Raw genomic sequence first — 26,355 nt, 5'->3', positions numbered from 1 at the left:
AGCCAATGTCCGATTGTCACTTTGAGCCCTGTATACGTATTCCCGAGCATAATAGCCGTCAACCGCTATTTCTGCTGGTGCGTGGTCAGCAATTGCTCTGCCGAACGAACTCGGATCCCGGCATCCTGTTTGATGGCGATGAAGTCGACACCTCAGGTTTCCCGGTGCATTTGCTCGGACTGTTTCACTGTTGCCCCTGTTATGTGGTGGATATGACGCATGCCCAGGTACTGCCGGCGAGAACTGAATGGCGTGATCTCCGTGCGTTGTTACAGAATCTCTCCGCTGACCTTTTCAATCTGGCCGGTCGTGCCTGTCAGGTTGCTCAATGGGATCTCCAGCATCGTTACTGTGGTTTCTGTGGCAGTCAGACAGTGGTTTCTGCGGGTGACCGGTCGCGGCGTTGCAATGATTGCCATGCGTTTTTTTACCCCAAAATATCGCCTTGCGTGATTGTCCTGATAACCTGGGGCGACCATTGTTTACTGGCCAGCAGTGCTCGTAACCAGGGAAAGCTTTACAGTGCGTTGGCGGGTTTCATTGAGCCGGGGGAGTCGGCAGAACAGACAATCCACCGTGAGGTGATGGAGGAAGTGGGTATTCGGGTAGATAACCTGCGCTATTTCGGAAGTCAGCCCTGGCCGTTTCCAGGGCAGCTGATGATTGGCTTCCATGCAGATTATCACTCCGGGGTTATCCAGGTGGACGGTATCGAAATCACCCAGGCGGACTGGTGGCGATTTGATCGTTTGCCGCCCTGTCCGAGCTCGCGAACCCTCTCGGGTCAACTGATCCAGCATTTTGTTGATAGCTGTCTGGGCATAGGCCCACTACCATGACTGCTTCCACGCTAGTGCCGATCATTGTAGGCATCATTTTTTTGCTGCTGGCACTCAGGTTGCTGTTCAGCGGGGGCATGCTCAAGGCAATCGTACGAGCCTTGCTGGGGTTATCGTTTCTGGCAGTCAGCGCCACGTTTTTTCTCGGTGGCTACGATCTGCTGACCTATAAACGATTGCTGGCGGAGCAACCCGTGGCCACCTTGCGGTTTGTCAAACTGGCGCCACAGAGCTACCGTGTGTTAATTGTTCAGGTTGATGGAGAAGAACACCACCTGCAATTGCTGGGGGATCAGTGGCAACTGGATGCCCGGACCTTGCGCTGGCATCCTTCCCTGGCCAGTATCGGCTTTAAATCCCAGTACCGGTTGGACAGAATCAGTGGCCGTTATGAGGATATAATTGAACAACAACATGGCGAGCAGACGGTACACCCGCTGCAAGTCAGCCCCTATGGTTTTGATGCCTGGCAATTACTCGGACAGGTACCCTGGTTGCAGGAGTGGGTTAGCGCTAAGCAGGGCACTGCAACTTACCAGCCGATGGCAGATGGTGCAGTTTACGAGGTGACGCTGGCCTATGGCGGGTTGTTTGCCCGTCCGATCAATAGCGAAGCCAAGCGAGCTGTATCCGGTTGGCGGTGACCTTCACGAACAAATGCACGTTATTTCTTGAGAGTAGACGGATAAGGGAGTCACACATTGGATTTTTTACTGGAATACGGACTTTTTCTGGCCAAAGTCATTACGGTTGCTTTGTCTTTGGTGGTAGTACTGGGATTGCTCATCAATCTTGGTGGCCGCATCCGCAAGCAGGAGGGTGTTCTGGAAGTTGAGAAAATCAACGATACCATCGAGCAGTTGGGGAATGCTGTACAGACAGCCATGCTCGGGAGCACCGAAAGAAAAAAACTGGCAAAGCAGAAAAAGAAAGAAGCAAAAGATCGGCTCAAGCAGGTATCAGAAAAGACACGGGTGTTTCTGCTTGCCTTCAAGGGTGATCTTCGTGCCTCCGCGGTGGCAAGCCTGAGAGAGGAGATCACCGCCGTTTTAAGTCAAGCCAAACCGGAAGACGAAGTGGTTGTGCTGTTGGAAAGTGCTGGAGGTATGGTGCATAGCTATGGTCTGGCCGCCAGCCAGCTTGATCGCATCAAGAAAAGGGGTATTCCGCTCACGGTTTGTGTTGACAAAATAGCTGCCAGTGGCGGTTACATGATGGCTTGCGTGGCAGACAAGATTCTCGCGGCTCCTTTTTCCATGATTGGCTCTATCGGTGTGGTTGCCCAGCTACCCAACTTTAACCGATTGCTTAAAAAACACGATGTCGATGTGGAATTACACACCGCCGGTGAATTCAAGCGGACACTGACGATGTTTGGCGAGAACACCGATGAGGGACGGGAAAAATTTATTGAGGATATTCAGGAAATCCATGATCTGTTCAAAAATTTTGTTGGTAGCCACAGAAAAGATCTGGATATCGACAAAATTGCTACGGGGCAGGTCTGGCTGGGCACCCGAGCGCTTGAGGAATCGTTGGTGGACGAGCTCATGACCAGTGATGAGTACCTGGTTGATCGTTCAAATCAGGCGGATATTTATCAGGTCAGTTACCTGCATCACAAGTCTTTGCCTGAAAAATTGGGGCTTGCCGCGGAAAATAGGGTGGACAATCTGTTACTCAGGTGGTGGAACCGGTTGTGTAACAGTCGTTACTCCGTTTGATCAATGCAACTCTTTTAAGCCTGGTCAATTGCGTCGGAGTTTTTCGCTCACCGCGATCGGGTTGGGGAAGTTGAATGTGACAATGTAACTGGAGACCAGGAAGGTCAATATGGCTGCAGCCTGAATCAGGTGTGACGCCATGACGCCTATCAGTGAAGCATTAAAGGCGACGTAGGCGATCAACAGGGAAAACTCGCTGATTTGCCCAAGCCGAAAACCGAGATCCCAGGCCAGTACCTTCTTCTCGCTCTGGCGTTCGAGTAGGACTCGGAATATCAAGGGTTTTAGAATCAGCATGGTTACCCCAAGTGTCGCCGCTGCGAGAGCGATTTCCGGTAATAAGCCGAGATTAAAGCCGGCACCCAGGGAAAAGAAAAACATGATTAGAAAGAAGTCCCGCAGAGGTTTCAGTGTTAGCGCAATGTGCTGAGAGATTGGGCTTGAAGCGATCGTGATACCTGCCAGAAAGGCACCGATTTCCCGCGACAGGCCAAGTACCTCTGCCAGTTCAGATAATCCCATGCACCAGCCGATGGCCAGCAGGAAAATATACTCACCCATCTGATCGAACTTGGCGATTAGCTTGAGCAATACCCAACGTACGAACCCCCAGGCAAGCAGTATCAACAGGGGGAGAGCGAGCAGGGTAATACCGATTTGTGTGATATTAATCTGCCCGCCATCGCCACTCAGCAGCACCAATAATACAAAAATGGCGAGAAAATCCTGCATTAGAAGCAGACCGATCATCATCTCGCCGATATGGCGATGATGAAGGATTGTCGTGGGTAACAACTTGATACCAATGATGGTACTGGAAAACATCATCGCAGCACCGATGATCAGAGATTCGGTCGTTGTGAAGTCAAACAGTCGGGCAATCAGGTAGCCGGCACAGGCGAAGATTAACGAACTGATCAGCGTTACCACTGTAACTTTCCTGAAGGCTCGGAGCAGAGATTTGGGTTGCAAGTCGAGGCCCAGTAGAAACAGCAGGAAAATAATGCCGATTTCTGAGATCTCGGACAGCAGATGCACGTCCTGTACCCAGCCAAGACCGTAGGGGCCAATCAATGCCCCCAGTGTGATATAGGCGACCAGTAGTGGCTGCCGGCCAAAGATCGCCATGGAGGCGATAATGGCAGAGCCAGTGAAGATCAGAAAGAACGATTGAAAAACCGTTTCGGACATAGAACCACTCCAGAATCCGTATTGTGCGTGATGGATTCTGGAGCGACAAGCCTGTCTGACGGTTACGTAATGTCAGGGAGGCTGTTTAACACGTCAGGATTAATGTCTACTGCCGTGTTGAGGCCAGACATAAAGCTTACTCGTTGCGACGGAATAGTGGGTTGGGGTCGTCCGCATCACCCTGATAGGTAACGCTGAAATCATTCAGGGATTTCAGTGCTTCTTCCAGGTCAGTGCCTTCTCTGAGCTGAAAAGCATCGAAGCCACAGCGCTTCAGATAGAATAACTGATCGCGGATGACATGGCCTATAGCGCGCAGCTGCCCATTGTAGCCATAGCGCTCGCGTAGCAGCCGGCCGGCAGTAAAACCACGTCCATCAGTAAATGAGGGAAAATTAATGGCAATGACCGGAAACATATTCGCTTTCTCGCCGATGTCTTCCACTTCTTCATCACTGTCTATCCAGATACCGAGTACGGGTAAACGGAGATTCTCTGAGTGTTCCAGCCAGTACTTCATGGGCAGTAAAAGGAGTTTGTTGACCGGGGGTTCGCCCAGAAATACTTTGGGGAGAACCTCCCATTTGTCATCGACAATTTTGTCCTTAATGATGATTTTTGGCATAGACGCTCTCCTTGAAGGGATCGAGACCAATGCGGCGACAGGTGTCTATAAACAGTTCATCCCCGCGGCGGTTTTGTAAATACACATTGAGAATTTTCTCAATGACGTCGGGCATTTCTTCACGGCCGAAAGAAGGCCCCAGCACGTTGGCTAGTTCGGCATCTGTGCCAGCCCTGCCTCCCAGTTGAATCTGGTAGAACTCCTCGCCTTTTTTATCGACGCCGAGTACCCCGATATTGCCAACATGGTGGTGGCCACAGGCGTTCATGCAGCCTGATATGTTCAGTGTCAGGTCGCCGAGATCATAGAGGTAGTCCAGATCATCGAAGCGGCGCTGGATAGCTTCAGCCACAGGGATGGATTTAGCATTGGCCAGTGAGCAAAAATCCCCTCCAGGGCAGCAGATCAGGTCGGTCAGGGTGCCGATATTGGGTGTGGCAAAACCGGCCACTTTGGCTTTTTGCCAGAGGGCAAACAAATCCGATTTTTTGACGTCTGCCAAGACAAGGTTCTGATTATGGGTGGCACGAATTTCACTGAAGGAATACTGATCTGCCAGATCGGCGATTGCTTCCAGCTGACTGTCCGTTACATCGCCGGGGGCAACACCAGTGGGTTTTAGTGACAGGGTGACAATTCGATAACCCGGTATCCGATGAGGGTGGGTGTTGCGCTCCAGCCAGCGACTGAAGGCTTTGTGTTCCTGCGCCTGGCTACTGAGTGAGGCTTCTGCAGTGGCATCGTCCAGTGACTCATAAGCGGGTTCGGTAAAGTAGGCTTTTACCCGTTTTACTTCTTCCTCGGTGAGTGTTTCTGGGCTGTCTTTGATGTGGGCCCACTCCGCCTCGACTTTTTCAGCAAAGACTTCGGGCGTCCAGGCGCGAACCAGAATCTTGATTCTGGCTTTGTACTTGTTGGCGCGGTTACCGTAGCGATTGTAGACACGCACAATGGCTTCCAGATAGGTCAGCAGATGCTGCCAGGGCAGAAATTCACGGATAACACTGCCTATTACCGGTGTGCGTCCAAGACCGCCACCGACCAGTACCTGAAAACCGATCTCCCCGACATCATTTCTGACTATCTGCAGGCCGATATCGTGAACCAGAATGGCCGCACGGTCCCCTTCGGTGCCGCTGACGGCAATTTTGAATTTACGCGGCAGAAAGGCGAACTCGGGGTGGAAGGTTGACCACTGACGAAGAATTTCACACCAGGGACGTGGGTCTTCAATTTCGTCAGCAGCAACACCTGCAAACTGGTCCGACGTGATATTGCGAATACAGTTACCGCTGGTTTGGACAGCATGCATCTGTACTTCTGCCAGTTGCGCCAGGATTTCCGGCACTTCTTCCAGTTGTGGCCAGTTCAGCTGGATATTCTGCCGGGTAGTGATATGGCAATAGCCTTTATCATAGGTTCTGACAATATCTGCGAGCTTGCGCAGTCGTGTTGAATTGAGCAGACCGTAGGGCACTGCAATTCTAAGCATGGGTGCCAGGCGCTGAATGTAGAGGCCATTCTGCAGGCGTAGGGGCAGAAATTCTTCATCGGTCAGTTCGCCGGCCAGATAACGGCTGGTCTGACCGCGAAACTGGGCGACTCGCTCTTCAATGATTTTTTGATCGTTTTCAGTATATTGGTACATAAATTGTCAGGTTTTCAGCAGCTGGACAAAGAAAGGCGCGAATTCTACAGGTATTCCCGCGGACTGTCAGTGGGATGTGGATGATAGCGCCCACGTCAGCATTTTTGAAAAACTTTTTCTCTCTAAGTACCGGCCGTTGGGGAATAACGGGGCTGTGGTGACTGTCATGGCTGGGACAATGGCCATCGATGTTGCTACAATGCCGGGCGCCGTTTTTATGAAGCCATAGAGGGTTAAAAAATGTCTGATCAAGCGGAAGTTGCCCAACCTGAAGAGTCCAGGAATGATGACAGTAGCGTCGATGCTATTGCCACCGTCGCAGCTGTGACGATTGTTGTGTTGGCCGTTGTTTTCTGGCTGACCACTTTGTAGGTTCGAAGCACAAAGAAGATTAAAAAGGCGGCCTATGGGCCGCCTTTTTAATCCTTGCACTGTCCATGTGTGAGCTCTGAAAGAATTTTCTTACATGCCAGCACTTTTGAGTACCAGTTTTACGACCACTACCACACAGAAAATAAATAGGGCGGTAAAGATCAGACCCGAAGCGATGTAAGCGTAAATATTGCCGTGTTTAAAGTCCCGCTCCCGGTTTTTGTTGCTCTGTACGCCAAAAAAGGCCGCGAGGGTGCTGAATACAATCTGCCAGAAGCCAGGTTTTTGGTCGTTGTCATCGTTCATGCTCAATCGTCCAGCACCGGACTCAACCAGCGCTCCATTTGGGCGATGGGAACACCCTTTCTCTCGGCCAGGCTCTCAAGTTGGTCCCGCTGCATTTTCCCTGTATTGAAGTATTTCGCCTGCGGGTGTGAGAAATAAAAGCCACTCACTGAGGCCGCGGGCAACATGGCAAAGCTTTCAGTCAGTGAAATCCCGGTTGTGGCGGTGGCATCAAGCAACCTGAAAAGCGTCTCTTTTTCACTGTGGTCAGGGCAGGCGGGATAACCCGGCGCGGGCCGGATACCGCGATAGGCCTCTTTTATCAGTGCCTCCGTGTCCAGTGTTTCATCAGCGGCATAGCCCCAAAATTCGGTTCGGACGCGCTGGTGAAGCCGCTCTGCGAAGGCTTCTGCGAACCGGTCTGCCAGTGCTTTTACCATGATGCTGTTGTAGTCATCGCCGTTAGCTTCGTATTCCCGGGCCAATTCATCGGCACCGATGCCAGCAGTGACCGCAAAGGCGCCGATATAATCCTGAATAGCAGTTTCCTTTGGCGCCACATAATCTGCAAGTGACATCATCTGTGGCGGGGCGCCCGGCTTTCTGGTTTGTTGACGAATCTGGTGCAGTGTGCCGATGACATCCTTGCGCGACTCATCGGCATAGACTTCAATGTCGTCCGCATTGACGGTATTGGCCGGCCAAAGTCCGAAGACACCTCTGGCTTTGATCAGTTTGCCGTCTATCAATTTTCGCAACATGCCTTTTGCATCAGAAAACAGATTCCGTGCCGCTTCACCGACTTTATCGTCGTCAAGAATCTTCGGGTATTTGCCCGACAGGCCCCAGGTAATGAAGAAGGGTGTCCAGTCAATCATTTCCACCAGTTCTTCCAGTGGGTAGTCCTCCATGACCTGTACCCCCAGTTTGGCGGGGACCGATGGTTGATATTTGCTCCAATCGGTTTTCAGGCCGGCTTTTCGGGCTTCGTTATAGGTGAGAATGGTTCCGCGGGGTTTGCGGTTGGCCGTACGGTGCCGAACCTGTTCGTATTCCAGCTGGAGGTCTGCCACAAAGGCATCGCGGAGATCCTTGCTGAGAAGTTTGCTGGCAACGCCAACGGCTCGGGATGCATCGGGTACGTAAACCGTCTGATTGCGTTGATATTTCGGATCAATTTTAACTGCAGTGTGGGCCTTGGATGTAGTGGCACCGCCTATCAGTAGCGGAAAGCTCAGCTGGCGTCGCTCGAGTTCGCTGGCGATATGGACCATTTCATCGAGTGAGGGTGTAATCAACCCTGAGAGACCAATAATGTCTACAGATTCTCTGAGTGCTGTATCGATGATTTTGTCAGCGGGCACCATGACGCCCAGATCAATCACCTCATAATTATTGCAGCGCAGGACAACACCGACAATGTTCTTACCGATATCGTGGACATCGCCCTTGACCGTAGCCATCAGAATCTTGCCGTTGGCCTGGGCATCTTCCTCTTTCTCAGCCTCTATGAATGGCTGAAGGTAGGCGACTGCCTGCTTCATGACACGGGCAGATTTTACTACCTGTGGGAGGAACATTTTGCCCTCGCTGAACAGGTCGCCAACCACGTTCATCCCATCCATCAGTGGGCCTTCAATTACATGCAGAGGGCGTTCAGCTTCCTGTCTCGCTGCTTCGGTATCCTCTTCGATATAGCTGGTTATCCCTTTTACCAGTGAATGCTCCAGGCGTTTTTTTACTGGCCAGCAACGCCATTCCAGATCTTCTTTGCGTTCTGTGCCACTGCCATCGCCGCGATATTTTTCGGCGATGTTGAGCAGATTTTCCGTGGCCTCGGCATGACGGTTGAGGATCACATCCTCAACCCGGTCTCGCAGCTCATCGGGTAAGTCGCTGTACACGGCCAGCTGCCCTGCATTGACGATGCCCATCCGCAGCCCGGCCTTAATGGCGTGGTAGAGAAAAACAGAGTGAATTGCCTCCCTCACAGGATTATTGCCTCGGAAGGAGAAAGACACATTGCTGATCCCCCCGGAGATCAGTGTGTGGGGCAGGTTCCGGGTGATCCAGCTTGAGGCTTCGATGAAGTCCATGGCGTAGTTGTTGTGTTCATCAATCCCGGTGGCCACGGCAAACACATTGGGATCAAAGATAATGTCCTGGGGCGGGAACCCTACCTGATTGACCAGGATGTCATAACAGCGCTGGCAAATCTTCTTGCGTCTTTCCAGGTTGTCTGCCTGACCGTCTTCGTCAAAGGCCATGACGACTACTGCTGCACCATAGCGCAGGCATAGCTTGGCCTGTTCGATAAAAGACGCTTCACCTTCCTTGAGGCTGATCGAGTTGACCACGCATTTGCCTTGGGCCCACTTTAAACCGGCTTCGATCACATGCCATTTCGATGAGTCAATCATCAGTGGTATGCGTGAAATATCCGGTTCCGATGCCACCAGTTTTAGAAACTTTGTCATGGCTTCCACGGCATCGAGCATGCCCTCATCCATATTGACATCGATGATCTGTGCGCCATCTTCCACCTGTTGCCGCGCCACTTGCAGCGCCGTGTCGTAGTCGCCGTTCATGACCAGCGATTTGAAACGGGCAGAGCCGGTGACATTGCAGCGCTCCCCCACATTAACGAACAGCGATTCGTCAGTAATGTTGAATGCTTCGAGACCGGAAAGCCGACAGGCGGGGGCAATCTCTGGCACCTGTCGAATGGCCTTGGTGGCCACAGCTTCGGCAATTGCCCGGATATGGTCAGGTGTGGTACCGCAGCACCCGCCGAGAATATTGATCAGACCACTCTGGGCGAACTCTTCGACAATTTCGGCCATCTCGGCTGCGCTTTCATCGTATTCACCAAACTCATTTGGCAGTCCCGCATTGGGATGGGCGCTGACCAGGGTGTTGGCAACCCGTGATAGTTCTTCAATGTGTGGTCGGAGTTCCTTGGCGCCCAGAGCACAGTTGAGACCGATCGAAAATGGTCTGGCGTGAGCCAGCGAGTTCCAGAAGGCTTCGGGAGTTTGTCCTGACAGGGTGCGGCCACTGGCATCTGTAATCGTACCGGAAATCATCAGGGGCAGTTCGGTGTCGAGTTTTTCAAAAACAGCCTGTACTGCAAAAACTGCCGCTTTGGCATTCAATGTATCGAATACAGTCTCAATCAGGATAATGTCAGAACCACCGGCAATGAGCCCTTCCGTGGCTTCCATATAGGCAGCTACCAGCTCATCAAAGTTGGTGTTTCTCGCGCCGGGATCGTTGACATCCGGCGATATTGAGCAAGTGCGGCTGGTGGGGCCGATAACGCCGGCTACCCAACGGGGTTTGTCCGGTGTGGCGATGGCATCACAGGCCTCTCGGGCAATCCTGGCACCTGCTTCGTTCAGCTCCCGGGCCAGAGACTCCATACCGTAGTCCGTCATGGATACGGCGGTGGAGTTAAAGGTGTTGGTCTCGATAATATCCGCACCGGCTTCGAGGTAGGCCTCGTGAAGCGCACGAATCACCCCGGGTTGTGTCAGTGAGAGCAGGTCATTGTTGCCAGCTACATCCTGTGACCAGTCGACAAAACGTTCACCCCGGTAATCGGATTCGGTAAAACGATGAGACTGGATCATGGTGCCCATGCCGCCATCCAGAATCAGAATGCGTTGTGTTGCTGCCCGGTGAAGAGCGTCGATGCGAGTTTGCCGATTATTCAAGGTGTGTTTCTCTGTAACTGGGGGTAAACAAGGGGCTGCATTCTAGCAGATTTATCCATTGGTTCTCAGCTTGCCGACACCAGGTTCCCCCGGTGGGCTGTAGCTGGGTAAAAAATCCGGTGTTTGATTGTCGCGTTCAAACAAGGCTGCTAGAATACATGACTAAATTAGTCAGGTATATCTATCAGGTCGTTCTTATGCTCAGTATTACTATCACCGAATCCGCTGAACAGTATCTGGCGGGGCTGTTGGCCAAACAGGATTGCGAAGGCATCGGTATTCGTATGTTTGTCACCGATCCAGGGACGCCGAAGGCAGAAACCTGTATAGCCTATTGCCGTCCAGGTGAAGAGCAGGAGAAGGATGAGGTGATGGAGCTGGCCAGCTTCAAGGCGTATTTTGACCACCGCAGTCTGCCGTTTCTTGAAGACGCGAAGGTGGATTATGCCGACGAGAAGTTTGGAGGGCAATTGACTATCAGGGCACCCAATTCACGCATGCCCAGGGTCAGTGACGACAGCCCGCTTGAAGACAGAATTAACTACCTGCTTTACAACGAAATCAATCCTGGACTGGCAGCCCACGGCGGGGTCATCAGCCTTGAAGAAATTGTAGACAATGTTGCTGTACTGCGGTTCGGTGGCGGATGCCAGGGTTGCGGCATGGCCGATGTGACTCTCAAGGAAGGTGTGGAGAAAACCATGCTGGAGAAAATTCCTGAGCTAAAGGGCATCAGGGATGTCACGGATCACTCTGATCGGAGCCAAGCTTATATCTAGAGCCGCACCTTAAGCGCTTTTTATATATACTGATACTGTGAACTTGAAATACTAATCCAGCTGGCTTTCAGTAAGTGGGCCGGTAAGGAGCATTGGATGCCCAGGCTGCCAGAGTTTGATCGGGAAGAGGTCCTTGATAATGCCCTGTCTCTGTTTTGGTCTGATGGATATGAGGCCAGTTCCATCAGTAAACTTCTTAGCGTGATGAACCTCAATAGAGGTAGCCTCTACAGCTCTTTCGGTAGTAAGGCCGCATTGTTCAGTACAGTGCTTGATCACTATATGGCTTATCTTCAATGCCATTTATTCAGCTGCACACTGGTAAGTATCGAAGATCCATGTGAAGCAATCACCTCTTTTTTTGACAAGGCTTTTTTTGAACCCGAACAGAGCCAGTTAGCCAATGGCTGCCTGTTTTTCAACGCGATTTCCGAACTAAGCAATAATAAGCCTGAGCTGGCCGGGAAAGCCCGGGAATCGATCAACTGGATTCGTCAATTATTCTATACCCGGTTATTGGAAGCGAAGCGGTTGGGTATGATCGGTGCCGGGCAGGATATTGAAGGATTGGCTGATTACCTGATTGCACTTGTGGCTGGCTTGCGGACACTGTGTAAATCCGGTGCCAATACAGATGTATTAAGGCGTGTCATTGATGCCGGACTGAGTACGGTTTTTACTGAATAGATAATTAAAAGAATTAAAAAACAGGCAGTTATGCCTGTTTTTTAATGTTAAATAGGGAATCATTTTGCTTGTCGATGTGGTAAAATCGCTTTGAGCTTGTTGTGCATACCGCGCAATGCTTCTTCCGTAGTGTCCCAGTCTATACAGGCATCGGTGATTGATACCCCGTATTCGAGATCATTCAGGTCGGCAGGTATTTTCTGGTTGCCTGATTTCAGGTTGCTTTCGATCATCAGACCTATAATCGATTGATTTCCCTCCAGGATCTGATTGGTTACGTTTTCTATGACCAGAGTCTGCAGGTCATGATTTTTGTTCGAGTTGGCGTGACTGCAATCTACCATGATATTCGGGGTAATACCTGATTTCCTGAGTTCCTGTTCTGCAAGGTTGACGCTGACGGAATCATAATTGGGCTTCCCGTCACCTCCCCTCAATACCACATGAGCGTAAGGATTACCCGCGGTGGTAACAATGGCCACTCTGCCTTCGGCGTTGATACCGAGAAAGCGGTGCGGGCTGGCAACGGATTTTAGTGCATTGATGGCGACACTCAGGCTACCGTCAGTGCCGTTTTTGAAACCAACGGCGCATGACAGCCCGGAAGCCATTTCCCGGTGGGTCTGGGATTCAGTTGTTCTTGCGCCGATGGCAGACCAGGAGATCAGATCCTGAATGTATTGTGGAGAAATAGGGTCGAGCGCCTCGGTGGCAGTAGGCAAACCCATCTCGGCAATATCCAGTAACAGCTTGCGCCCCACATGTAGCCCCTCGGATATCTTGAAGGAGTCATTGAGGTAGGGGTCGTTGATAAGTCCCTTCCAGCCAGTAGTGGTTCGGGGTTTTTCAAAATACACACGCATGACAATAAATAGCGAATCACTGACCGCATCGGCCAGTTTTTTCAGTCGTGCCGCATAATCCAACGCAGCTTTGGTGTCATGAATAGAGCAGGGTCCAACTACCACAAGGATTCTGTGGTCGTTGTGGTTCAGAATATTCTGAATGACTTGGCGGCCCTCTGTAATGGTTTTTCGGGCGGCATCGGACAGGGGCAATTCCTGTTTTAAATCTCTTGGTGTGACCAGCACATCCTGAGAGAGAATATTAATGTTATCAACAGCGTTGGTCATTGGCTTCTCGAATCGATAAGGGTTCAGTCAGCGGGCTATTCTACATGAAACTCCGGGCGCTTTGGCACTCTGCAGGCCTTGTTGAGGTGAAGATGGTGTCTCCGGGAGCGGCAAGTCACTGAAAAATACTCAGGGAATGGTCTCTATTGTCTGCAGTAAGGGAAAATATAACGCTTTCTTGATGGGTATGGTCGCGGGTTCCTCGAACAATCGGGCGTAGCGCTGAAGTTGCTCCTGATATTGTGCTACTTGTTGCTTGAGAAACTGCTGGTCAGATTGTCCGACTGATGGGGTGGCAGTTTTGTAATCGATTATCCAGCGGATACCCCTGTCGACAAAACTGCGGTCGATGACAGCGGTTTTCGGCTCACCGTTTGGTGAAATGTAGCCAATAGCTAGTTCGGTGGCGCTATCTTGATGCCGATTGTCCAGAATCCACCTGGCTGTTGGATCACTAAGGCAGTTTTCTACAGCCTTAGCCAATATTGCCAAGGGTGCTGAAGTATCGCATAGACCGAGCTGTCGTAGCTGAATCTTCCAGAAAGGCATGCGTTGCTGAATAGTCGCTGCGGACCATTGATCAATACCTTCAATAACTATCTGCTGCAGAATACGGTGTAATACGGTACCGGTATGGCGAGCTTCCGGAGCCGTCTTGCCACCGCCCAGCTCATTTTGTGTCAAGGACTCCTTTACTGCAGTTGGTGGAGTCTGTATAGCTCCGGTTGTTGGTGGTGTGCCCCAGTCAGCCGGTAGACGGCGCAGAGAACTGAGCGCCGTATCATGGGCACGCACAGGTGTGTTTTCTCCGGGTGGGTAATCATGCCACTGAATCCACGTGGCTCTGGATTCAAAGTCGGCGTTCAGCGCTGGCCAAAGGCTATCCAGCAGGCTGCCTGCTGCCGGATTGTCACCAGACATGGTGCAGAGCAGGTGTAGATGACCAATGGCGCGTGTGGTCGCAACATAAAGGATTCGTGCGGTTTCGAGTTTAATTTTCAGTTTTCGCTCGCGGTTCAGGAACTGATAAAGCGGATCATTCTGTTGGTCTGCGCGGAACAGTGGGCTGATAAGCAGTTGATTCTCCCCGTTGCTACTGGTGCGCTCCTGCCACAATAGCAATTGTTTGTCTTCTCCCCGGGGTTTACGGTTCAGGCCGGGCAGGATGACGGTATCAAACTCCAGTCCCTTGGCTTTATGAATGGTCATCACATGGAGGGTGCTGTCCGATCCGACATCGGCTTTGGCGTAGAGTGATTTAACTGCTTTTTCAAAGGTGGGCCAATGCTCGAGAGTTCCTGCAGACTCGTGTTTTTCTAGCAAATCCAAATACTGCTCACAGTGTTGCTGGTCCGTGATTGAGTTCAGTGCAACGGTACCCCCAAGGGCACGCCAGGTCCCCTCAATCCAGCAGCGCAGGGGGAGTCGCTGGCGTTGTTGCCAGGCTTCAATCAGTATTTCCCCAACCCGTTGGAGAATTTGTCGACCGTCTGGCGATAAACCTGGTATTGCTGTTATGCGAGCCAGTTGGTTCAGCATTAGTGGAAAACGCTCCTGAGTTGTTTCGCAGTCGTCTCCAGCGGGTTCCGCCGTACTGATCGTCAGGAGATCAGCCATGTCCAGCCCGCACCAGGGTGCCCTGAGCACAGCCAGCCAGGCAATCCGGTCAGCAGGTGACAGGAGTGCGCGAGTCAGGGACATCAGATCGACCACGGGCATGCGGTTGCCGAGGGGGTCAATATCGGTTGCCTGCCAGTGATGCCCCGCCTCCCGGAGGGCTGCAAGAATGTCGGGCAGCTGGGTTCGGGTGCGAACCAGTATGGCTATCGAACCCTGAGGATTGCGTTTTTTAGCGGCATTGACCAGTGCCACTACCCGCGAGGCTTCAGCACTGTTGTCAGGTGCATCGATGAAGGCATCCAGGGTGACCGACTGCTCCGGTAGAGCGCCATGAAAAGCAGTGGCGGGGCTGTAACTGACGGCGCCACGACCGATCTCGTCGCGTGCCGGAAAAATATGGGGGAAGGCGTCGTTCACCCAGTGGATGAGGTTTTCCTGGGAACGAAAGTTGACCTGTAAATTCAGTGCTTCAAGTTGCAGTTGGCCGATGGGCAGTGTTCGAGCCTCCAGAAACAAACCCACATTGGCGTTGCGGAAACTGTACAGCGATTGCATGGCATCGCCGACGATGAACAGCGTGCGGCCATCATTCTGCTCCCAGCCTGCAACAAGACGGCGCAAAATATCAAACTGTACCGATGAGGTATCCTGAAATTCATCGGTGAGAATATGTTTGATCTGATAGTCCAGCCGTAGTGCCAGATCGGTTGGTTCATCTTCGGGGCCCAATGCGCGGAGGGCGGCCAGGGTGATTTCGGTAAAATCACACACCCGATGCTGCTGGAAATGCAGGCTCAGCGCCGCCGCCAGGGTGGGGAGTAAATAGGTCAGTGCATTGAGTGCCAACCACTGATTTTCTTCATAGCGGGGTGCGGGCAGCGCGCGAATATCTTCAAGCAGGTCTTTCAGCCCGCTGATGATCTTCAGTTGATCGATCAGCTCGGCATGGCTTGCCTTTCGTTGTTTGGCCAGGGTCTTGTCGCCGTCGACCTCGGTTGGAAAGCCCGTGTTTTTGTCCACGCGGCTCCGCCATTTTAGATCCCTGGTCAGCAAGAGCTCACAAATGCCCAGCCATATGGGTAGCTCTTCCACAGAGTGACCGGGTAATCCGATCATTCCCTTGCATAGCCTGAGCGGCAGATCTTTTTTCTCCGACGGCAGTTGACTACCGGCAAAATCAGCCAGTAGGGCCAGTTCGCTGGCGAAAGGTGTCAGGAGCTCGGCTGTTGCGGCCAATGTTTCTTCAATCACATTGCTCAGGAATGATTCCAGGTAATCCCGGGCATCCCTGCTACTGAACATATGAGACAGCCACTGCTCGCGCTTTTTTAGTAATGCGATCAGCAACTGCTCCAGCTTGTCGAAGTCGTTATCCAGATGCCGGAGGAGGGTTTCCACTGCCTGTCCTAGGGATGTTTGCTGTTCCAGTTCGCGGAGCAACCATTCGGCAATGACCCGGCGAAAGTGAGGTTCCGCATCTTCCAGGGGCTCGGCATAGTCGCCGATACCACTTTCCAGGCCCAGTTGCTGGGCGAGGTTGAGGCAAAAGCCATCAATGGTCTGGATCCGCAAACGGTTGGGGGACTGGAGAAGCTGCCAGTTTTTTTCCCGGTCTCTGGCAAGGGCTGCGCTAGCAAGTTCCAGGGTGGACTGCTGGTGGTCGCTCTCCGGCAGAAAATGACTATCTGCCAGTGTTAGTGCCTGAATAATGCGGTGTCGCATTTCACCTGCCGCTTTCCGGGTAAAGGTCATACAGAGGATTTCTTCCGGTGCATCCACCGTTGCCAGTAACCCTAATACCCGCTGTGCAAGCAGTTCTGTCTTGCCGGAACCAGCCGGTGCGGCAACCGCAAAGGACCGTCTGGGGTCCAGTGCCCGCTGGCGCTGTGCTGTATCTGCTACAGTCATGTCTCGTCCCCGCCTGCAAATAGCTGCCGTCTTTCAGCGACCCGGTTCAGTGGTTCCAGCTCGGTCTGATACCGCTTGGCATAATCGCCATGGAAAGAGACAGCGGCATAGCCGGACTTGAACTCATCCACTAGGGTAGCCGCGGTCTGTTGCCAATGATCCATCAGGGCCTGCCAGCTTTCCGGCTCGTTTTTTTTGCCACTGGGGGGCGCTACCCCGGGCAGCAGACCGTCGGTTTCGGAATAGCCGGTAAACAGAGGTTCCGATGGGTTGATACGGGCAAAGCAAATAGCCGATGCGGGTGTTTCGCTGCACAATAAATAAAGCGGTAGCTGGAGATCATCCGGGCGATCACCCAGCCACTGGTTGGTCGTTGCCTTGCCGGTTTTGTAATCAATGATGACCGTCTGGCCATCAGCTAACTGATCAATCCGGTCGATGACTAGATGTAAAGGTAAGCCAAAAAACTGCGTGTTTGCATGCTTTTCGAGTGCGGCCACGCTGAAGGGTGGCCGCTGTTTCTCAACAGTTAGCCATTGTCTCAGTAAGCCGCCCAACCGTTGTTGTTCAATGCGGGTAAATGCCTTGCCGAACAGGTCCGCCCGTCGCATCTGCCAGGGTTTCAGGACAGTATTGACGGTCGACTCAATCAATGACGTCAGCTCCGGTTCGGGCAGTGCCAGCAACTGTTGCTGATTTTCCAGGTAGTGCCATAGTTGCCTCAGGCATTCATGAATCAATGAACCTCGATCCCCTGCATTGAGACCGATGGAGGGTTCCCGGGGTTGCTCCGCCCCCAATCGATGAATGGCAAAGGCATTGAAGGGGCAACTGGCCTGATTTTTCAGGATACGGGTGCCACCTCTAACAGCTTCTTTTGCTGTATCGAGTGGTGGAGCAAACTCACAGGAAACTGATTCCAGCGCGACGAAATCCGTAACCTGACCGGTTTTCCGGGGCAGTTTGTCCGGTTCGATTTTCGCCACGCCAGCAATCAGGTTGGTGGCTTGCAGCTGTTGGTCACCGTCAAACTGGCTGTAGCTCAGGATGACTTTGGGGGCCGCTTTCATCAGATTGGCCAGTTGCCGTTCTGCCAATTCGCGTTCTCGTCCGGGGTCTGTTCTTGGCATACCGAATTCTCGCTGCAGACCAACCGGTAAAAGCGGATTGAGTGATGTGGGCTGTGGCCAGCGGCGGTTGTCCAGGCCCATGACCCAGAGATGATCAAAATGCAGCCCCGCACCTTCGAGAAACCCCAGAACCTGAATACTGCTATCGGGCGTTTCTGCCTGAAAAACAGTGCTATAAGCCAGTTGTTGGAGCTGTTGTAATGCTTCGTTAAGGCTTACCTTGCAATTCAGCTGATCCAGTGATTGGTATTGTTCCAGTATGTCCAGCCAATGCTGTCGCTGCTGATATTCCTCGCTGTCCAGTGTGCGCTCGCCGGGCCACCCCAGCGTGGTCAACTGTTGCTGAAACAGTGCCAGCCATCCAGAAAACCCGGCAGTCGACGGCAATGACCGACGGAGGACTTCCATTTTTGACAATCGTTGGCTGATGCCGGAGTCGGTGATTTTCTCCACCTCATTGACCAGATGGCGGAACTCGCTACTTCGGAGAGAAACTCTGCCCTGTTTGCGCAGCAATAGTTCTACTTTGGCTCTCAGTTCGGGAGACAAGTCGCCCCAAAAAGGCGTGTGGAGCATATGGCAAAAATCCGTCAGCGATAATTCGGCCCGATTGAGCGTCAACAGTAGCAAGGCTGAAGCGATCAGTGGTGTTTCAGCGAGCGGTATGCCCGCCGACAAGTTGAAAGACGCGCTGGCTCTTACCTGTCCCGGCTCACTGTAATCCGGTTGCAGGCGGGTTTGCAGAAGCCGCACAATTTTGTTGCGCAGTTTTGGCAGCTCCGGAACAAGGATACCAATGCGGGCTTCAGGTGCGGCCAGATAATGGGCCACTGCCCAGTCGGCAGCGGCAGTCAGCTCGGCTTGTTGATCGTATAACGCGACCTGTTGCGGCTGTGGCAGAATCGGCTTTGGCTCGGCAAAGGCGAGATTATTGCTGATTCCTTCAAGCAGTTTACGGTGCAAAGGGGGCAGGGTATCAAACCCGCAGAGTGTTATGGTTGGAATGGCGGGCAGGATCCCGCAGCTATAGGCCCGCTGGAGTATGCTTACCTTGTCGGCGGACGTAATGAGACCATGTTGACTCAGCTTCTCCCGAAAATGACTGATCCACCGCCACAGTAGAGGTGCTTCCTGTTGTAGGCGGGTATCCGGTACCAGGTGGTTTTGGATGTTGGCATAACTGTTACTCGCCAATCTGGCAAAGTTTGCCGGCAATATTGTGGCGGGTCGCTCGCGGTCTTCAGCCACGACCTGCTCCCAGAGGAACAACTCCATGGCAGTGCCCAGTCCGGAACCCGCCGCTGCCTCGATGAAACCGGCGTCACAGCAGCAAAGCCACTGTTCATGGATCCATTGTTCCAGGGCATACACTTCGGGTGCCGACCAGTGCAGGGCGCCTGAATGTTGCGAAAGGCCCCAGGCCTGACGGATTTTGCTGGCCAGTCGATTGTTGGGCGTAAGAATCAGTGCGCCCTTGCCGAGCTCTTCCCTGAGTGGGTCAATATCAAAAAGCGGGCGCATCATGGTGGGTTTCTTTGTTATCCTTGAATCATCTTTCATGATCGCACAACCCTCAATGTTTACCAAAACAGTACCGTGATGGTGTTGTTTGCCAGCACTAAAATTTTTGTACCCGGGAAACACCATGCTTCTGACCCTGAATACGTTTTTATTGATCGCAGCTGGCTTTGTTGCCGGCGTGCTGCTGACTTCTCTGCTGACCCGCCAGCTGTCTGAAAAACAGCGTGCAGTGTCCGATGTGACCATTTCCCGTTTGTCAGAAGAGCTGGAAAACCAAGGCAACAGACTTCATCAGCGCGAGACAGAGCTTGGTGCGCTCAACCGTGACAAAGCCTCACTCGAGGCCCGTCTCGAAGGTGAGCGGACCCGTTACGAAGAGCAATTGCAGTTGCTCAGGCAGGCCCGTGAGTCCCTAGTTCAGGAGTTCGAAAACCTTGCCAATCGCATCTTTGATGCAAAACAGCAAAAATTTTCAGAGCAGAGCAGTCGGACACTCAACAGCAGTATTGATCCGCTGAGAAAGGAGATCCACGATTTCCGAAAGAAAGTTGAGGATGCCTATGACAAGGAAAACGCCGAGCGCAACAAACTGGTGGGTCAGATCGTAGAGCTGCAGAAACAGGCCCAGAAGGTTGGGGAAGACGCCGTTTTGCTGGCCAATGCATTGAAGGGTGAGAGCAAGTTCCAGGGCAACTGGGGTGAGGTTATTCTGGAGCGGATTCTGGAACAGTCCGGGCTGACCAAGGGGCGTGAATATGAAACCCAGGTGGCTCTAAAGAACGAGGAGGGCGATCGTCGAAACCCTGATGTCATTATTCACCTGCCGGACCAGCGGGACATTGTGGTGGATGCGAAAGTGTCATTAACGGACTACGAACGCTATTGCCGCGCAGAATTGCCCGACGAGAAACAGCGCTTCCTGAAACAGCATATTCTTTCCATGCGCGCCCACATTAATGGACTGAGTCGCAAAGCGTACGAGCAACTCGAAGGTGTGAATAGTCTGGACTTTGTGCTGATTTTCGTGCCTGTGGAGGCCGCCTTTATGCTGGCGCTGGAGCATGACCATACACTTTTCCGGGATGCCTATGACAAGGGCATTATTCTGGTGAGTCCCTCCACCCTGCTGGCAACCTTGCGAACGATCCACAATATCTGGCGTTATGAAGACCAGAACCGCAACGCCCAGCAGATTGCTGCTGAAGCGGGCAAACTGTATGACCAATTGGTGCTGGTTGTGGAGTCCCTGGACGACCTGGGTCGGCACATCGACAGGAGTCAGGAGGCCTGGCAACAAACCCGTAAACGCCTCGTCGATGGCCGAGGCAACCTGATCAAAAAATTTGAAGACATCAAAAAACTGGGTGCCCGTACCAAGCGTTCACTACCCGATAATCTGGTCGAGGAAGCTACTGAGCAGGATGATGCTTCATTGCGGACCAGCCTTCATCAGCAGGAATAATTGCCCGTTAGCGGTACAGGCCGATCGGGAACCGGTATCTGGTCGGACATCTTTCAGAGGAGTATGTAATGACACTGATCACGAGTCTGGCACTGGTTGTTTTAATCGGCTTGAGTGGCTATGCCTTATACCTTTACCTGCAACTGCGTAAGCTGAAAAATACACGGAACGCCAGGGAAGAGGCGCTGGCAGTAGAGCAGGAGGATCGTAAAGCCCACTACCGCAAGAGTATACATGTGATTGCCTCGGCCATTGTGGCTGATCAAGTCACGCTCACAGAAGGGGCCATTCGCATCAGTATGATGGCTGCGCAATTGGATCTTCCCGAGCACGAGCGGGAGCATTATCAGGTATTTTTTCAATTGACGGAGGCTACAGCCCACATCCCGATTCTGGATGAATGGCAGAAACTCAGTACCCGCGACAAACTGCGCTATGACAGCGAACGGGAAGACATTGAGAAAAAGTACCGGGAGTTCGCGGTGAATGCTGCCAGCAGGGTGTTGCAGAAACCTCCTCAGTCCGAGCAAGGTGCAGAACCGTTATTCTATCCGGTTGGCCGCCATTAGCCGTCGGGCGCCATTTCCTGGTTTTTACATGAATGTCATTTGTATAGGGGCAAAAAAGCCCTTATATTCCCCGAGCTGCGTTGTTGCAATCCACATTGGGAATGAATGCATATTGTGCTCGTCGGTGATATCAGCTAGGAGCAGGAGTTTCTGCTTGAGATTTTGGAGGTCATTTGGGTGATAAGCTCCCGCCTGGAATCAAAATCAAAATGAAATAAGCCTGCAACAAGGGAAGACCTATACTTTTTAAAGAGAATTTTGTGCGCCAGTTATCAGAACTGTGGCGAAGCTCTTCATACCATTGAGTTTCGTTATTTTGCCATCCTCTTCGGCTAGGTCAGATTTGAAAAGGAGTTTTAGGTTATGAGTGAATTTTATGAGAAACGTCCGTTGTCTTACAGAACGATCCAGCAGGGTCTGAAGCAGCAAAATTGGCCTGTGTGTCGAATTATCCCCCAATCCGATGGTCAACCTGCCACAGTTTCAAACGCTGTCGAATCACAGAAGCCGTCAAAAAATGATGACCTAAAGCAGGTATCAAGCCAGCAGCCTGGCTGAGACGCTGCAAACCCGACAGGTTGCGGATGCTGGCAGATACGGAGTAGCCTGTTCCGGGCGAGTGGGCTGAATGATTAGCCTTTTGGCAAATAGGGAATGGTTTTTGCCGCGTCAGAGTCATCGATCACATGCAAATTGCTGATACTGCCTTTTATTCTTGACTCCCGGAATGCCTTGTATTCGGGATCATTGATAAACGCGTGTAAAGCAGCCATATCAGGGAACTCAACCAGGGCGATCATGTCCGCTTTGCACGGTTCTCCCTCAACGGTACTGATGTTGGCACTACGGGATAGGTACTTGCCGCCGTGTTTGTGGGCGATGTCGTGCACGTTGGTGGCGTATTCCGCTATCCATGCTTCATCGGTCACAGTGACATCAGCGATTAAATAAACAGCCATAATTCATACTCCGATATTGTCTGGTGTTTTGACGGTTCTTTTCAGCTTATTTTGGCAGCCAACAGGCACACGCCGAGCCATGTGAAATAGAAAGGTATACAGAATAACAGTACGCGCCAGTTTGAATGAAAACAGTAACGAATGGAGTGTGTTATAGCGTCCTTTCGCAGTTGCCAGGTAACGGCCATTTGCAATGCCACCAGTGAGTAGATGAACTGGACTGCGATAGCTGGCAGCTCACCGGGCAGCATCGGCGTGAAAACCAGTAATGCCACGATAAATAAAAAACCAAACGCCAGTGTATTTCTGGCGGCCGGCATCTTATCCAGGGTGCGAAAGTTGTCCCACAAAAAATACGTCATGGCGATGGGTCCACCGAAAAATGATCCTAATCCTATCTGCAGAGGGGAGTAAACTGCCGGTTTCTTTATCACGATATCATTCACCGCATCTTCTCCGGTGGGACATGGAAATGAAGTCCTGACGTCATTGCTGGGATAGGAATATCGACCATACTATTGTTTGTTTCCAGAGCGGGCCATACGAAACAGATAAATGGCAGCAACGCCCAAAAAACCTGCGCAGAGGGTAATGAATGCGGCTGTACACCAGAAAATGAAAGGTCCGCTTTTGCCGTGTAGCACCAGATCACCCACTGTCAGAGCTGAAAAAACGGCCATTGGCGCACTATAGGCGAGGGCCGTCAGCATGCCATCTCGCAGGTGATACAGAGCGCTAAACCCGGAAAGGAATGTATTTGTCAACAAACCGATAATACCCGCTGCCAACATCCATGGCAGTTGTATGCTAAGCATGGACAGGTAAAAGATAAAGAAGGTTGCCAGTCCGATGAGAGATGCTTTGATGGGCTGCATAAGCGTGACTAACTATCCAGAAAATTGGTTATATAGAATGGATTCTAAACGGGTTGAATAGGCTTTCCCGGTAAAACAGCCGCAATAAAACACGAGATTTGCCAGAAGTGCAAATCTCGTGAACAGCGGTAGTGGCGGTAAAAAGCCTACTCCCTAATTGGATCCACCAGTATTTGCCACTGGAAAATGGTCCGCATGGCACCATTATCAACAATCAGTGCCCCCGAGGGGTCCGTAGGCCTAGATTTTTGTTGAGCAGCCCATTAGACTGCCTATCCTCAGGCAGATTTGCCCGTTTTTTTCAATACCCAGAGGGAGTCGATATGAATTTTGTAAAGTTACTTGGTATTTCGGTATTAATCTTGGGTCTGGCTGCTTGTGGCGGTTCTGACAACGGTACTAGCGAAGAGCAGGCTGCAGCAGAAGCAGAAGCAGCGTTGTCCCCTGAAGAAAAAGCCGCAGCAGAAGCCAAGGCCAAAGAAGAAGAGTTAAAAGCAATTGAAGAAGCAAGAATTGCTAATGAAGAAGCAAGAAAGAAAGCTGCTGAAGAAGCGGTTCCGCTTCCCAAGGAAAAGATTCTGCCTGAAGGCATGGTGGAAGGCAGTGTTGAGCACTCCATCTGGTTGAACAATCAGCAATAATTAAAAATAGCAGGTCTGTTCTGGCGCACAGCCGGTTAGTTCCGGTACCAAAACAGACCTGCTTTTTTTACCTCTTCTCAGATACCTCTACTTATCTTTTTCTCTACTTTCGGTAGTGTGTCTATAATCTCAGCCGCTACCAATCAATTGAGCTGTTATCATCCGTCGCCGCTCCAGTTTTACTGGTTGAGCTCAGGCTGTTTTACTTCCTCGGCGGGTATACAGGGTCGTCCACTTTGCTTCCTGACAGGACACCCTTTTTTGACATGTTGACGCGTTTCGATGATTGATTCGATCGCCGCTCTCGGGTTGCTGTTGATATTTTTCTGGCAGTAGCTGTCCATCCATTCAGCCACCTCGCTACCCTTTTTTGTGCCCAATACCCCCTGAGGGTGTTTTCCTGCATATTTGTATTCGTTATAACCCGCCACAAAACCCTGTAACCAGTTGAGAGACGGACCGTGGCTATTCTGCTTGCGGGCGTCTAGCCATTCAGAGCAGTTTTCAGCGATTTTATCGGGTGAGGCATAGAGAAGTGGAGTGATTAAGAGCCCTAGTGCGAGCAGACAGTATTTCATTTATAGGTTCCTTAGAGTAGAGAGAGTCGGGTAATGCTTATACTCTGGCGAATGTCTTGTGCAGAATCCAGAGATTCAAACAACTTTAGCAGTTAAGCGCAACAGGGCTTGCCAACATGGGTTTTTGATTTCCGCTGATGGTTTCTGCGCACTTACAAACTGGCCTTCTTTAGTAAAACCCCACATTCGAGATGATGGGTATAGGGAAATTGATCAAAAACCGCAAAATGTTCAATTCGATGGCTGTTGCCGATGACTTTCAGGTTTTCTCTCAGAGTTAGTGGGTTGCAGGAGATATAGAGAATATTGTCGAACTTCATGGCCAGTTGAAGCGTCAGGTCATCCAGCCCGGCCCTTGGTGGGTCCAGAAAGAGGGTGCTGAAACTATAGCTGTCCAGGTCGATATGCTGCAATCTGCGAAACGGGCGAACACCATCCAGGGCCTGACAAAAGTCCTCGCTGGACATTCTTACTATGATGACATTATCAATTTTGTTGTTGTATAGATTGGTCGTTGCCGATCGTACTGAGATTTTAGATATCTCTGTTGCCAGCACACGATTAAAGTTTTGTGCCAGGACACAGGTAAAATTACCGTTTCCACAGTACAGTTCCAGGAGATCACCACCACAGTCGCTGGTCTTGTCCAGTGACCAGGCCAGCATGTTCTGATTGATGCCGGCATTGGGTTGGGTAAAGCCGCCTTCAATCTGCTGATATTGATAATATTTGTTATCGACGTGTAATTTTTCCAGGACATAGTCCCGCCCAAGGGTGATTTTCTGTTTACGGCTTCTGCCGATAATAGCTACGCCGAGACGTTGTTGCAGTGCCTCAGCGGCCGATTGCCACTCGTCATCCAGTTTCCTGTGATAGAGCAGCGTGATCAGCGCATCGCCACTTAACGTGGTTAAAAATTCCACCGAAAACAAACGCCTGCTCAATATCGAAGAGGCGTTGATTTCTTTAGTCAGAGAAGTCATGAGACGGTTGATCAACACAGAACCAATCGGAAACTCCGTGATGATATAGGGCGTTTTCTGACCCGGCTCATTCATGGCAAAATGTGCCCGGCCGTTTTCGTGCCAGATACGAAATTCGGCACGCATCCGAAAGTGCAGTGGCTCTGATGGATAGACTTCTATTTTTTCAGGAAGAGGGATATCCCGGAAGGTGGCATGTAGCTCCGTGAGCTTTTCGTCAAGTTGTTGCTGGTAATTATCGGGATTAATGGTTTGCACTGATTACCTCACCATCGGGGGAGATTCAACTGGATACTAACGCTGCCCAATGAAGAGACCTATGCATTAAAGGGTGAGGTGTACAGTCAAACTTGCGATACCACTGGTTCTGGAAGAGAGGGTATGCCTGTTTGCTACTTGCTCGCATCTCTCAATCGGCGCTGTGCTTCCAGGTAGCGCGGCATTGGGCCGACATCTTCATACACCTCGCTACCCTCTTCAACACGGATGACCTTGGGGCCAGGTATATAGGGCATTTCAGCTTCCAATGTTTCCAGTGCGACACTCAGTAGATGTGCTGCTATCTCATTGGAGGACAGCTGGTACATTTCGGAAAGAGCCTGAAGTTTGATCTGGTCTGATTCGTGTACGCTGATTGACGTGGGCAGTAAATCAGCATTTTCGGCTGAGCGTTTCTCCCAGTCCTGGAGAAGTTGGGAAAAAGCCATAGGGCCTCCCTGATAGTTCATTGTTACCTCGACTACTGCGGCTTATCAAAATGTTTCAACTAAATGTAAAACATTCAGCTCAAAAAAGGTACGGTTTTTCAGCAGGAAAAACAGATTGAAGTTATAGATCTCTGGGCTGAATGTGGCCCAATACGAGGGGTATTGTACAAAATTTTTGATAAGAATGGGGTGAGTGGTGACCTGAATCGAGGAGAAGGCTTCTTCACCTCCTCTTACACCGATCCGTCTAGGGGGGGGCAATTCAAAATCGGCATGGCCCTGTGGCACGTTGTTAGCGTGAGGCTGGACCACTGTTGATAAATTTTTCGGAAATCATCCCTGGGCCTGTATAGAGCGTCCTTTAGATGAAAATGGTGGCCCATTCATGGGCATGATATAGCCT

Annotated in this window: 23 protein-coding genes; 9 read left to right on the top strand and 14 right to left on the bottom strand. The window is 51.4% G+C overall.

The features are described from left to right. The first annotated feature begins 5 nt into the window (after positions 1-5). Genes nudC through sohB form a run of 3 tightly spaced genes read left to right on the top strand, consistent with a single transcriptional unit; the run spans position 6 to position 2,563 of the window. Positions 6-839 carry an NAD(+) diphosphatase gene (gene nudC, locus U740_RS09905; RefSeq protein WP_036860511.1) on the top strand — a complete coding sequence of 278 codons (834 nt, stop codon included), beginning with the start codon at positions 6-8 and terminating at the stop codon, positions 837-839. Continuing rightward, positions 836-1,483, top strand: coding sequence for a hypothetical protein (locus U740_RS09900; protein WP_036860509.1), 648 nt, complete (start codon positions 836-838; stop codon positions 1,481-1,483). Before nudC ends, U740_RS09900 begins: the two co-directional genes overlap by 4 nt. Positions 1,484-1,540: 57 nt before the next feature. Beyond that, positions 1,541-2,563, top strand: a complete 1,023-nt coding sequence (sohB, locus tag U740_RS09895; RefSeq protein WP_036860507.1) for a protease SohB — start codon at positions 1,541-1,543, stop codon at positions 2,561-2,563. Positions 2,564-2,587: 24 nt separating this feature from the next. On the opposite strand, the gene U740_RS09890 is transcribed toward sohB, so the two are convergent. The 3 genes from U740_RS09890 to U740_RS09880 form a co-directional block, all read right to left on the bottom strand. Continuing rightward, complete coding sequence (locus U740_RS09890; RefSeq protein ID WP_036860505.1) at positions 2,588-3,754, bottom strand: cation:proton antiporter domain-containing protein; 1,167 nt, start codon at positions 3,752-3,754, stop codon at positions 2,588-2,590. 136 nt (positions 3,755-3,890) lie between these two features. After that, a complete protein-coding gene (locus U740_RS09885; protein WP_036860503.1) occupies positions 3,891-4,379 on the bottom strand; it encodes a DUF934 domain-containing protein in 489 nt (162 codons plus the stop codon). Then, positions 4,360-6,027 (bottom strand): nitrite/sulfite reductase, encoded by a 1,668-nt coding sequence (locus U740_RS09880; protein WP_036860502.1) that lies wholly within the window; start codon positions 6,025-6,027, stop codon positions 4,360-4,362. Before U740_RS09880 ends, U740_RS09885 begins: the two co-directional genes overlap by 20 nt. Before the next feature lie 240 nt (positions 6,028-6,267). Between U740_RS09880 and U740_RS12155 the strand changes: the two genes are divergently transcribed. Continuing rightward, on the top strand, positions 6,268-6,399 hold the full coding sequence (locus U740_RS12155; protein WP_152556826.1) for a methionine synthase: 132 nt from the start codon (positions 6,268-6,270) through the stop codon (positions 6,397-6,399). Positions 6,400-6,489: 90 nt separating this feature from the next. Here the strand turns inward: U740_RS12155 and U740_RS09875 are convergent, their stop codons facing one another. Both U740_RS09875 and metH read right to left on the bottom strand, forming a co-directional pair. Continuing rightward, positions 6,490-6,705 (bottom strand): DUF2970 domain-containing protein, encoded by a 216-nt coding sequence (locus tag U740_RS09875; protein WP_036860500.1) that lies wholly within the window; start codon positions 6,703-6,705, stop codon positions 6,490-6,492. Between the two features lie 2 nt (positions 6,706-6,707). Further along, positions 6,708-10,400 carry a methionine synthase gene (metH, locus tag U740_RS09870; RefSeq protein ID WP_081890912.1) on the bottom strand — a complete coding sequence of 1,231 codons (3,693 nt, stop codon included), beginning with the start codon at positions 10,398-10,400 and terminating at the stop codon, positions 6,708-6,710. Between the two features lie 197 nt (positions 10,401-10,597). Between metH and nfuA the strand changes: the two genes are divergently transcribed. Next, positions 10,598-11,179 carry a Fe-S biogenesis protein NfuA gene (nfuA, locus tag U740_RS09865; RefSeq protein WP_036860499.1) on the top strand — a complete coding sequence of 194 codons (582 nt, stop codon included), beginning with the start codon at positions 10,598-10,600 and terminating at the stop codon, positions 11,177-11,179. Between the two features lie 96 nt (positions 11,180-11,275). Beyond that, positions 11,276-11,866: a TetR/AcrR family transcriptional regulator gene (locus tag U740_RS11905; RefSeq protein ID WP_051921413.1), complete on the top strand. Its 591-nt coding sequence runs from the start codon at positions 11,276-11,278 to the stop codon at positions 11,864-11,866. 59 nt (positions 11,867-11,925) lie between these two features. On the opposite strand, the gene U740_RS09855 is transcribed toward U740_RS11905, so the two are convergent. The 3 genes from U740_RS09855 to U740_RS09845 form a co-directional block, all read right to left on the bottom strand. After that, a complete protein-coding gene (locus U740_RS09855; RefSeq protein WP_036860498.1) occupies positions 11,926-12,999 on the bottom strand; it encodes a 3-deoxy-7-phosphoheptulonate synthase in 1,074 nt (357 codons plus the stop codon). 129 nt (positions 13,000-13,128) lie between these two features. Further along, positions 13,129-16,527, bottom strand: a complete 3,399-nt coding sequence (locus U740_RS09850) for a UvrD-helicase domain-containing protein (protein WP_036860497.1) — start codon at positions 16,525-16,527, stop codon at positions 13,129-13,131. Continuing rightward, positions 16,524-19,217, bottom strand: coding sequence for a PD-(D/E)XK nuclease family protein (locus tag U740_RS09845; protein ID WP_160172068.1), 2,694 nt, complete (start codon positions 19,215-19,217; stop codon positions 16,524-16,526). Before U740_RS09845 ends, U740_RS09850 begins: the two co-directional genes overlap by 4 nt. Before the next feature lie 85 nt (positions 19,218-19,302). Between U740_RS09845 and rmuC the strand changes: the two genes are divergently transcribed. Together rmuC and U740_RS09835 are read left to right on the top strand one after the other, a co-directional pair. Continuing rightward, positions 19,303-20,640: a DNA recombination protein RmuC gene (rmuC, locus tag U740_RS09840; protein WP_051921411.1), complete on the top strand. Its 1,338-nt coding sequence runs from the start codon at positions 19,303-19,305 to the stop codon at positions 20,638-20,640. Between the two features lie 68 nt (positions 20,641-20,708). Then, entirely contained in the window at positions 20,709-21,209 is a 501-nt protein-coding gene (locus U740_RS09835) for a DUF2489 domain-containing protein (protein ID WP_036860495.1), read from the top strand. Positions 21,210-21,841: 632 nt separating this feature from the next. On the opposite strand, the gene U740_RS09825 is transcribed toward U740_RS09835, so the two are convergent. From U740_RS09825 to U740_RS09815, 3 genes are all read right to left on the bottom strand, one after another. Beyond that, positions 21,842-22,168: a DUF1330 domain-containing protein gene (locus U740_RS09825; protein ID WP_036860492.1), complete on the bottom strand. Its 327-nt coding sequence runs from the start codon at positions 22,166-22,168 to the stop codon at positions 21,842-21,844. Between the two features lie 41 nt (positions 22,169-22,209). Next, positions 22,210-22,530: a hypothetical protein gene (locus U740_RS09820; protein ID WP_152556825.1), complete on the bottom strand. Its 321-nt coding sequence runs from the start codon at positions 22,528-22,530 to the stop codon at positions 22,210-22,212. Positions 22,531-22,683: 153 nt separating this feature from the next. Continuing rightward, positions 22,684-23,043: a hypothetical protein gene (locus U740_RS09815; protein WP_036860490.1), complete on the bottom strand. Its 360-nt coding sequence runs from the start codon at positions 23,041-23,043 to the stop codon at positions 22,684-22,686. Positions 23,044-23,366: 323 nt separating this feature from the next. Between U740_RS09815 and U740_RS09810 the strand changes: the two genes are divergently transcribed. Continuing rightward, positions 23,367-23,684: a hypothetical protein gene (locus tag U740_RS09810; RefSeq protein ID WP_036860488.1), complete on the top strand. Its 318-nt coding sequence runs from the start codon at positions 23,367-23,369 to the stop codon at positions 23,682-23,684. 179 nt (positions 23,685-23,863) lie between these two features. On the opposite strand, the gene U740_RS09805 is transcribed toward U740_RS09810, so the two are convergent. From U740_RS09805 to U740_RS09795, 3 genes are all read right to left on the bottom strand, one after another. After that, positions 23,864-24,262, bottom strand: coding sequence for a hypothetical protein (locus U740_RS09805; protein WP_036860487.1), 399 nt, complete (start codon positions 24,260-24,262; stop codon positions 23,864-23,866). Between the two features lie 152 nt (positions 24,263-24,414). Then, positions 24,415-25,503 (bottom strand): tRNA (uridine(54)-C5)-methyltransferase TrmA, encoded by a 1,089-nt coding sequence (gene trmA, locus U740_RS09800; protein WP_036860485.1) that lies wholly within the window; start codon positions 25,501-25,503, stop codon positions 24,415-24,417. A gap of 134 nt (positions 25,504-25,637) precedes the next feature. After that, positions 25,638-25,952, bottom strand: a complete 315-nt coding sequence (locus tag U740_RS09795; RefSeq protein ID WP_036860483.1) for a hypothetical protein — start codon at positions 25,950-25,952, stop codon at positions 25,638-25,640. Between the last annotated feature and the right edge of the window lie 403 nt (positions 25,953-26,355).

This window comes from Porticoccus hydrocarbonoclasticus MCTG13d (assembly GCF_000744735.1).
GTDB lineage: Bacteria > Pseudomonadota > Gammaproteobacteria > Pseudomonadales > Porticoccaceae > Porticoccus > Porticoccus hydrocarbonoclasticus.
This window is presented reverse-complemented; position numbering and strand designations above follow the sequence as displayed.

Excerpts from the sequence above, each read along its gene's own strand:
- U740_RS09810 (WP_036860488.1), top strand. The coding sequence starts at position 23,367 with ATGAATTTTGTAAAGTTACTTGGTATTTCGGTATTAATCTTGGGTCTG.
- U740_RS09890 (WP_036860505.1), bottom strand. The coding sequence starts at position 3,754 with ATGTCCGAAACGGTTTTTCAATCGTTCTTTCTGATCTTCACTGGCTCT.
- nudC (WP_036860511.1), top strand. The coding sequence starts at position 6 with ATGTCCGATTGTCACTTTGAGCCCTGTATACGTATTCCCGAGCATAAT.
- U740_RS09900 (WP_036860509.1), top strand. The coding sequence starts at position 836 with ATGACTGCTTCCACGCTAGTGCCGATCATTGTAGGCATCATTTTTTTG.
- U740_RS09820 (WP_152556825.1), bottom strand. The coding sequence starts at position 22,530 with ATGACGTATTTTTTGTGGGACAACTTTCGCACCCTGGATAAGATGCCG.
- U740_RS09805 (WP_036860487.1), bottom strand. The coding sequence starts at position 24,262 with ATGAAATACTGTCTGCTCGCACTAGGGCTCTTAATCACTCCACTTCTC.
- U740_RS12155 (WP_152556826.1), top strand. The coding sequence starts at position 6,268 with ATGTCTGATCAAGCGGAAGTTGCCCAACCTGAAGAGTCCAGGAATGAT.
- U740_RS11905 (WP_051921413.1), top strand. The coding sequence starts at position 11,276 with ATGCCCAGGCTGCCAGAGTTTGATCGGGAAGAGGTCCTTGATAATGCC.
- U740_RS09855 (WP_036860498.1), bottom strand. The coding sequence starts at position 12,999 with ATGACCAACGCTGTTGATAACATTAATATTCTCTCTCAGGATGTGCTG.
- U740_RS09845 (WP_160172068.1), bottom strand. The coding sequence starts at position 19,217 with ATGAAAGATGATTCAAGGATAACAAAGAAACCCACCATGATGCGCCCG.
- U740_RS09825 (WP_036860492.1), bottom strand. The coding sequence starts at position 22,168 with ATGGCTGTTTATTTAATCGCTGATGTCACTGTGACCGATGAAGCATGG.
- U740_RS09850 (WP_036860497.1), bottom strand. The coding sequence starts at position 16,527 with ATGACTGTAGCAGATACAGCACAGCGCCAGCGGGCACTGGACCCCAGA.
- rmuC (WP_051921411.1), top strand. The coding sequence starts at position 19,303 with ATGCTTCTGACCCTGAATACGTTTTTATTGATCGCAGCTGGCTTTGTT.
- U740_RS09795 (WP_036860483.1), bottom strand. The coding sequence starts at position 25,952 with ATGGCTTTTTCCCAACTTCTCCAGGACTGGGAGAAACGCTCAGCCGAA.
- U740_RS09885 (WP_036860503.1), bottom strand. The coding sequence starts at position 4,379 with ATGCCAAAAATCATCATTAAGGACAAAATTGTCGATGACAAATGGGAG.
- U740_RS09875 (WP_036860500.1), bottom strand. The coding sequence starts at position 6,705 with ATGAACGATGACAACGACCAAAAACCTGGCTTCTGGCAGATTGTATTC.
- nfuA (WP_036860499.1), top strand. The coding sequence starts at position 10,598 with ATGCTCAGTATTACTATCACCGAATCCGCTGAACAGTATCTGGCGGGG.
- U740_RS09835 (WP_036860495.1), top strand. The coding sequence starts at position 20,709 with ATGACACTGATCACGAGTCTGGCACTGGTTGTTTTAATCGGCTTGAGT.
- U740_RS09815 (WP_036860490.1), bottom strand. The coding sequence starts at position 23,043 with ATGCAGCCCATCAAAGCATCTCTCATCGGACTGGCAACCTTCTTTATC.
- U740_RS09880 (WP_036860502.1), bottom strand. The coding sequence starts at position 6,027 with ATGTACCAATATACTGAAAACGATCAAAAAATCATTGAAGAGCGAGTC.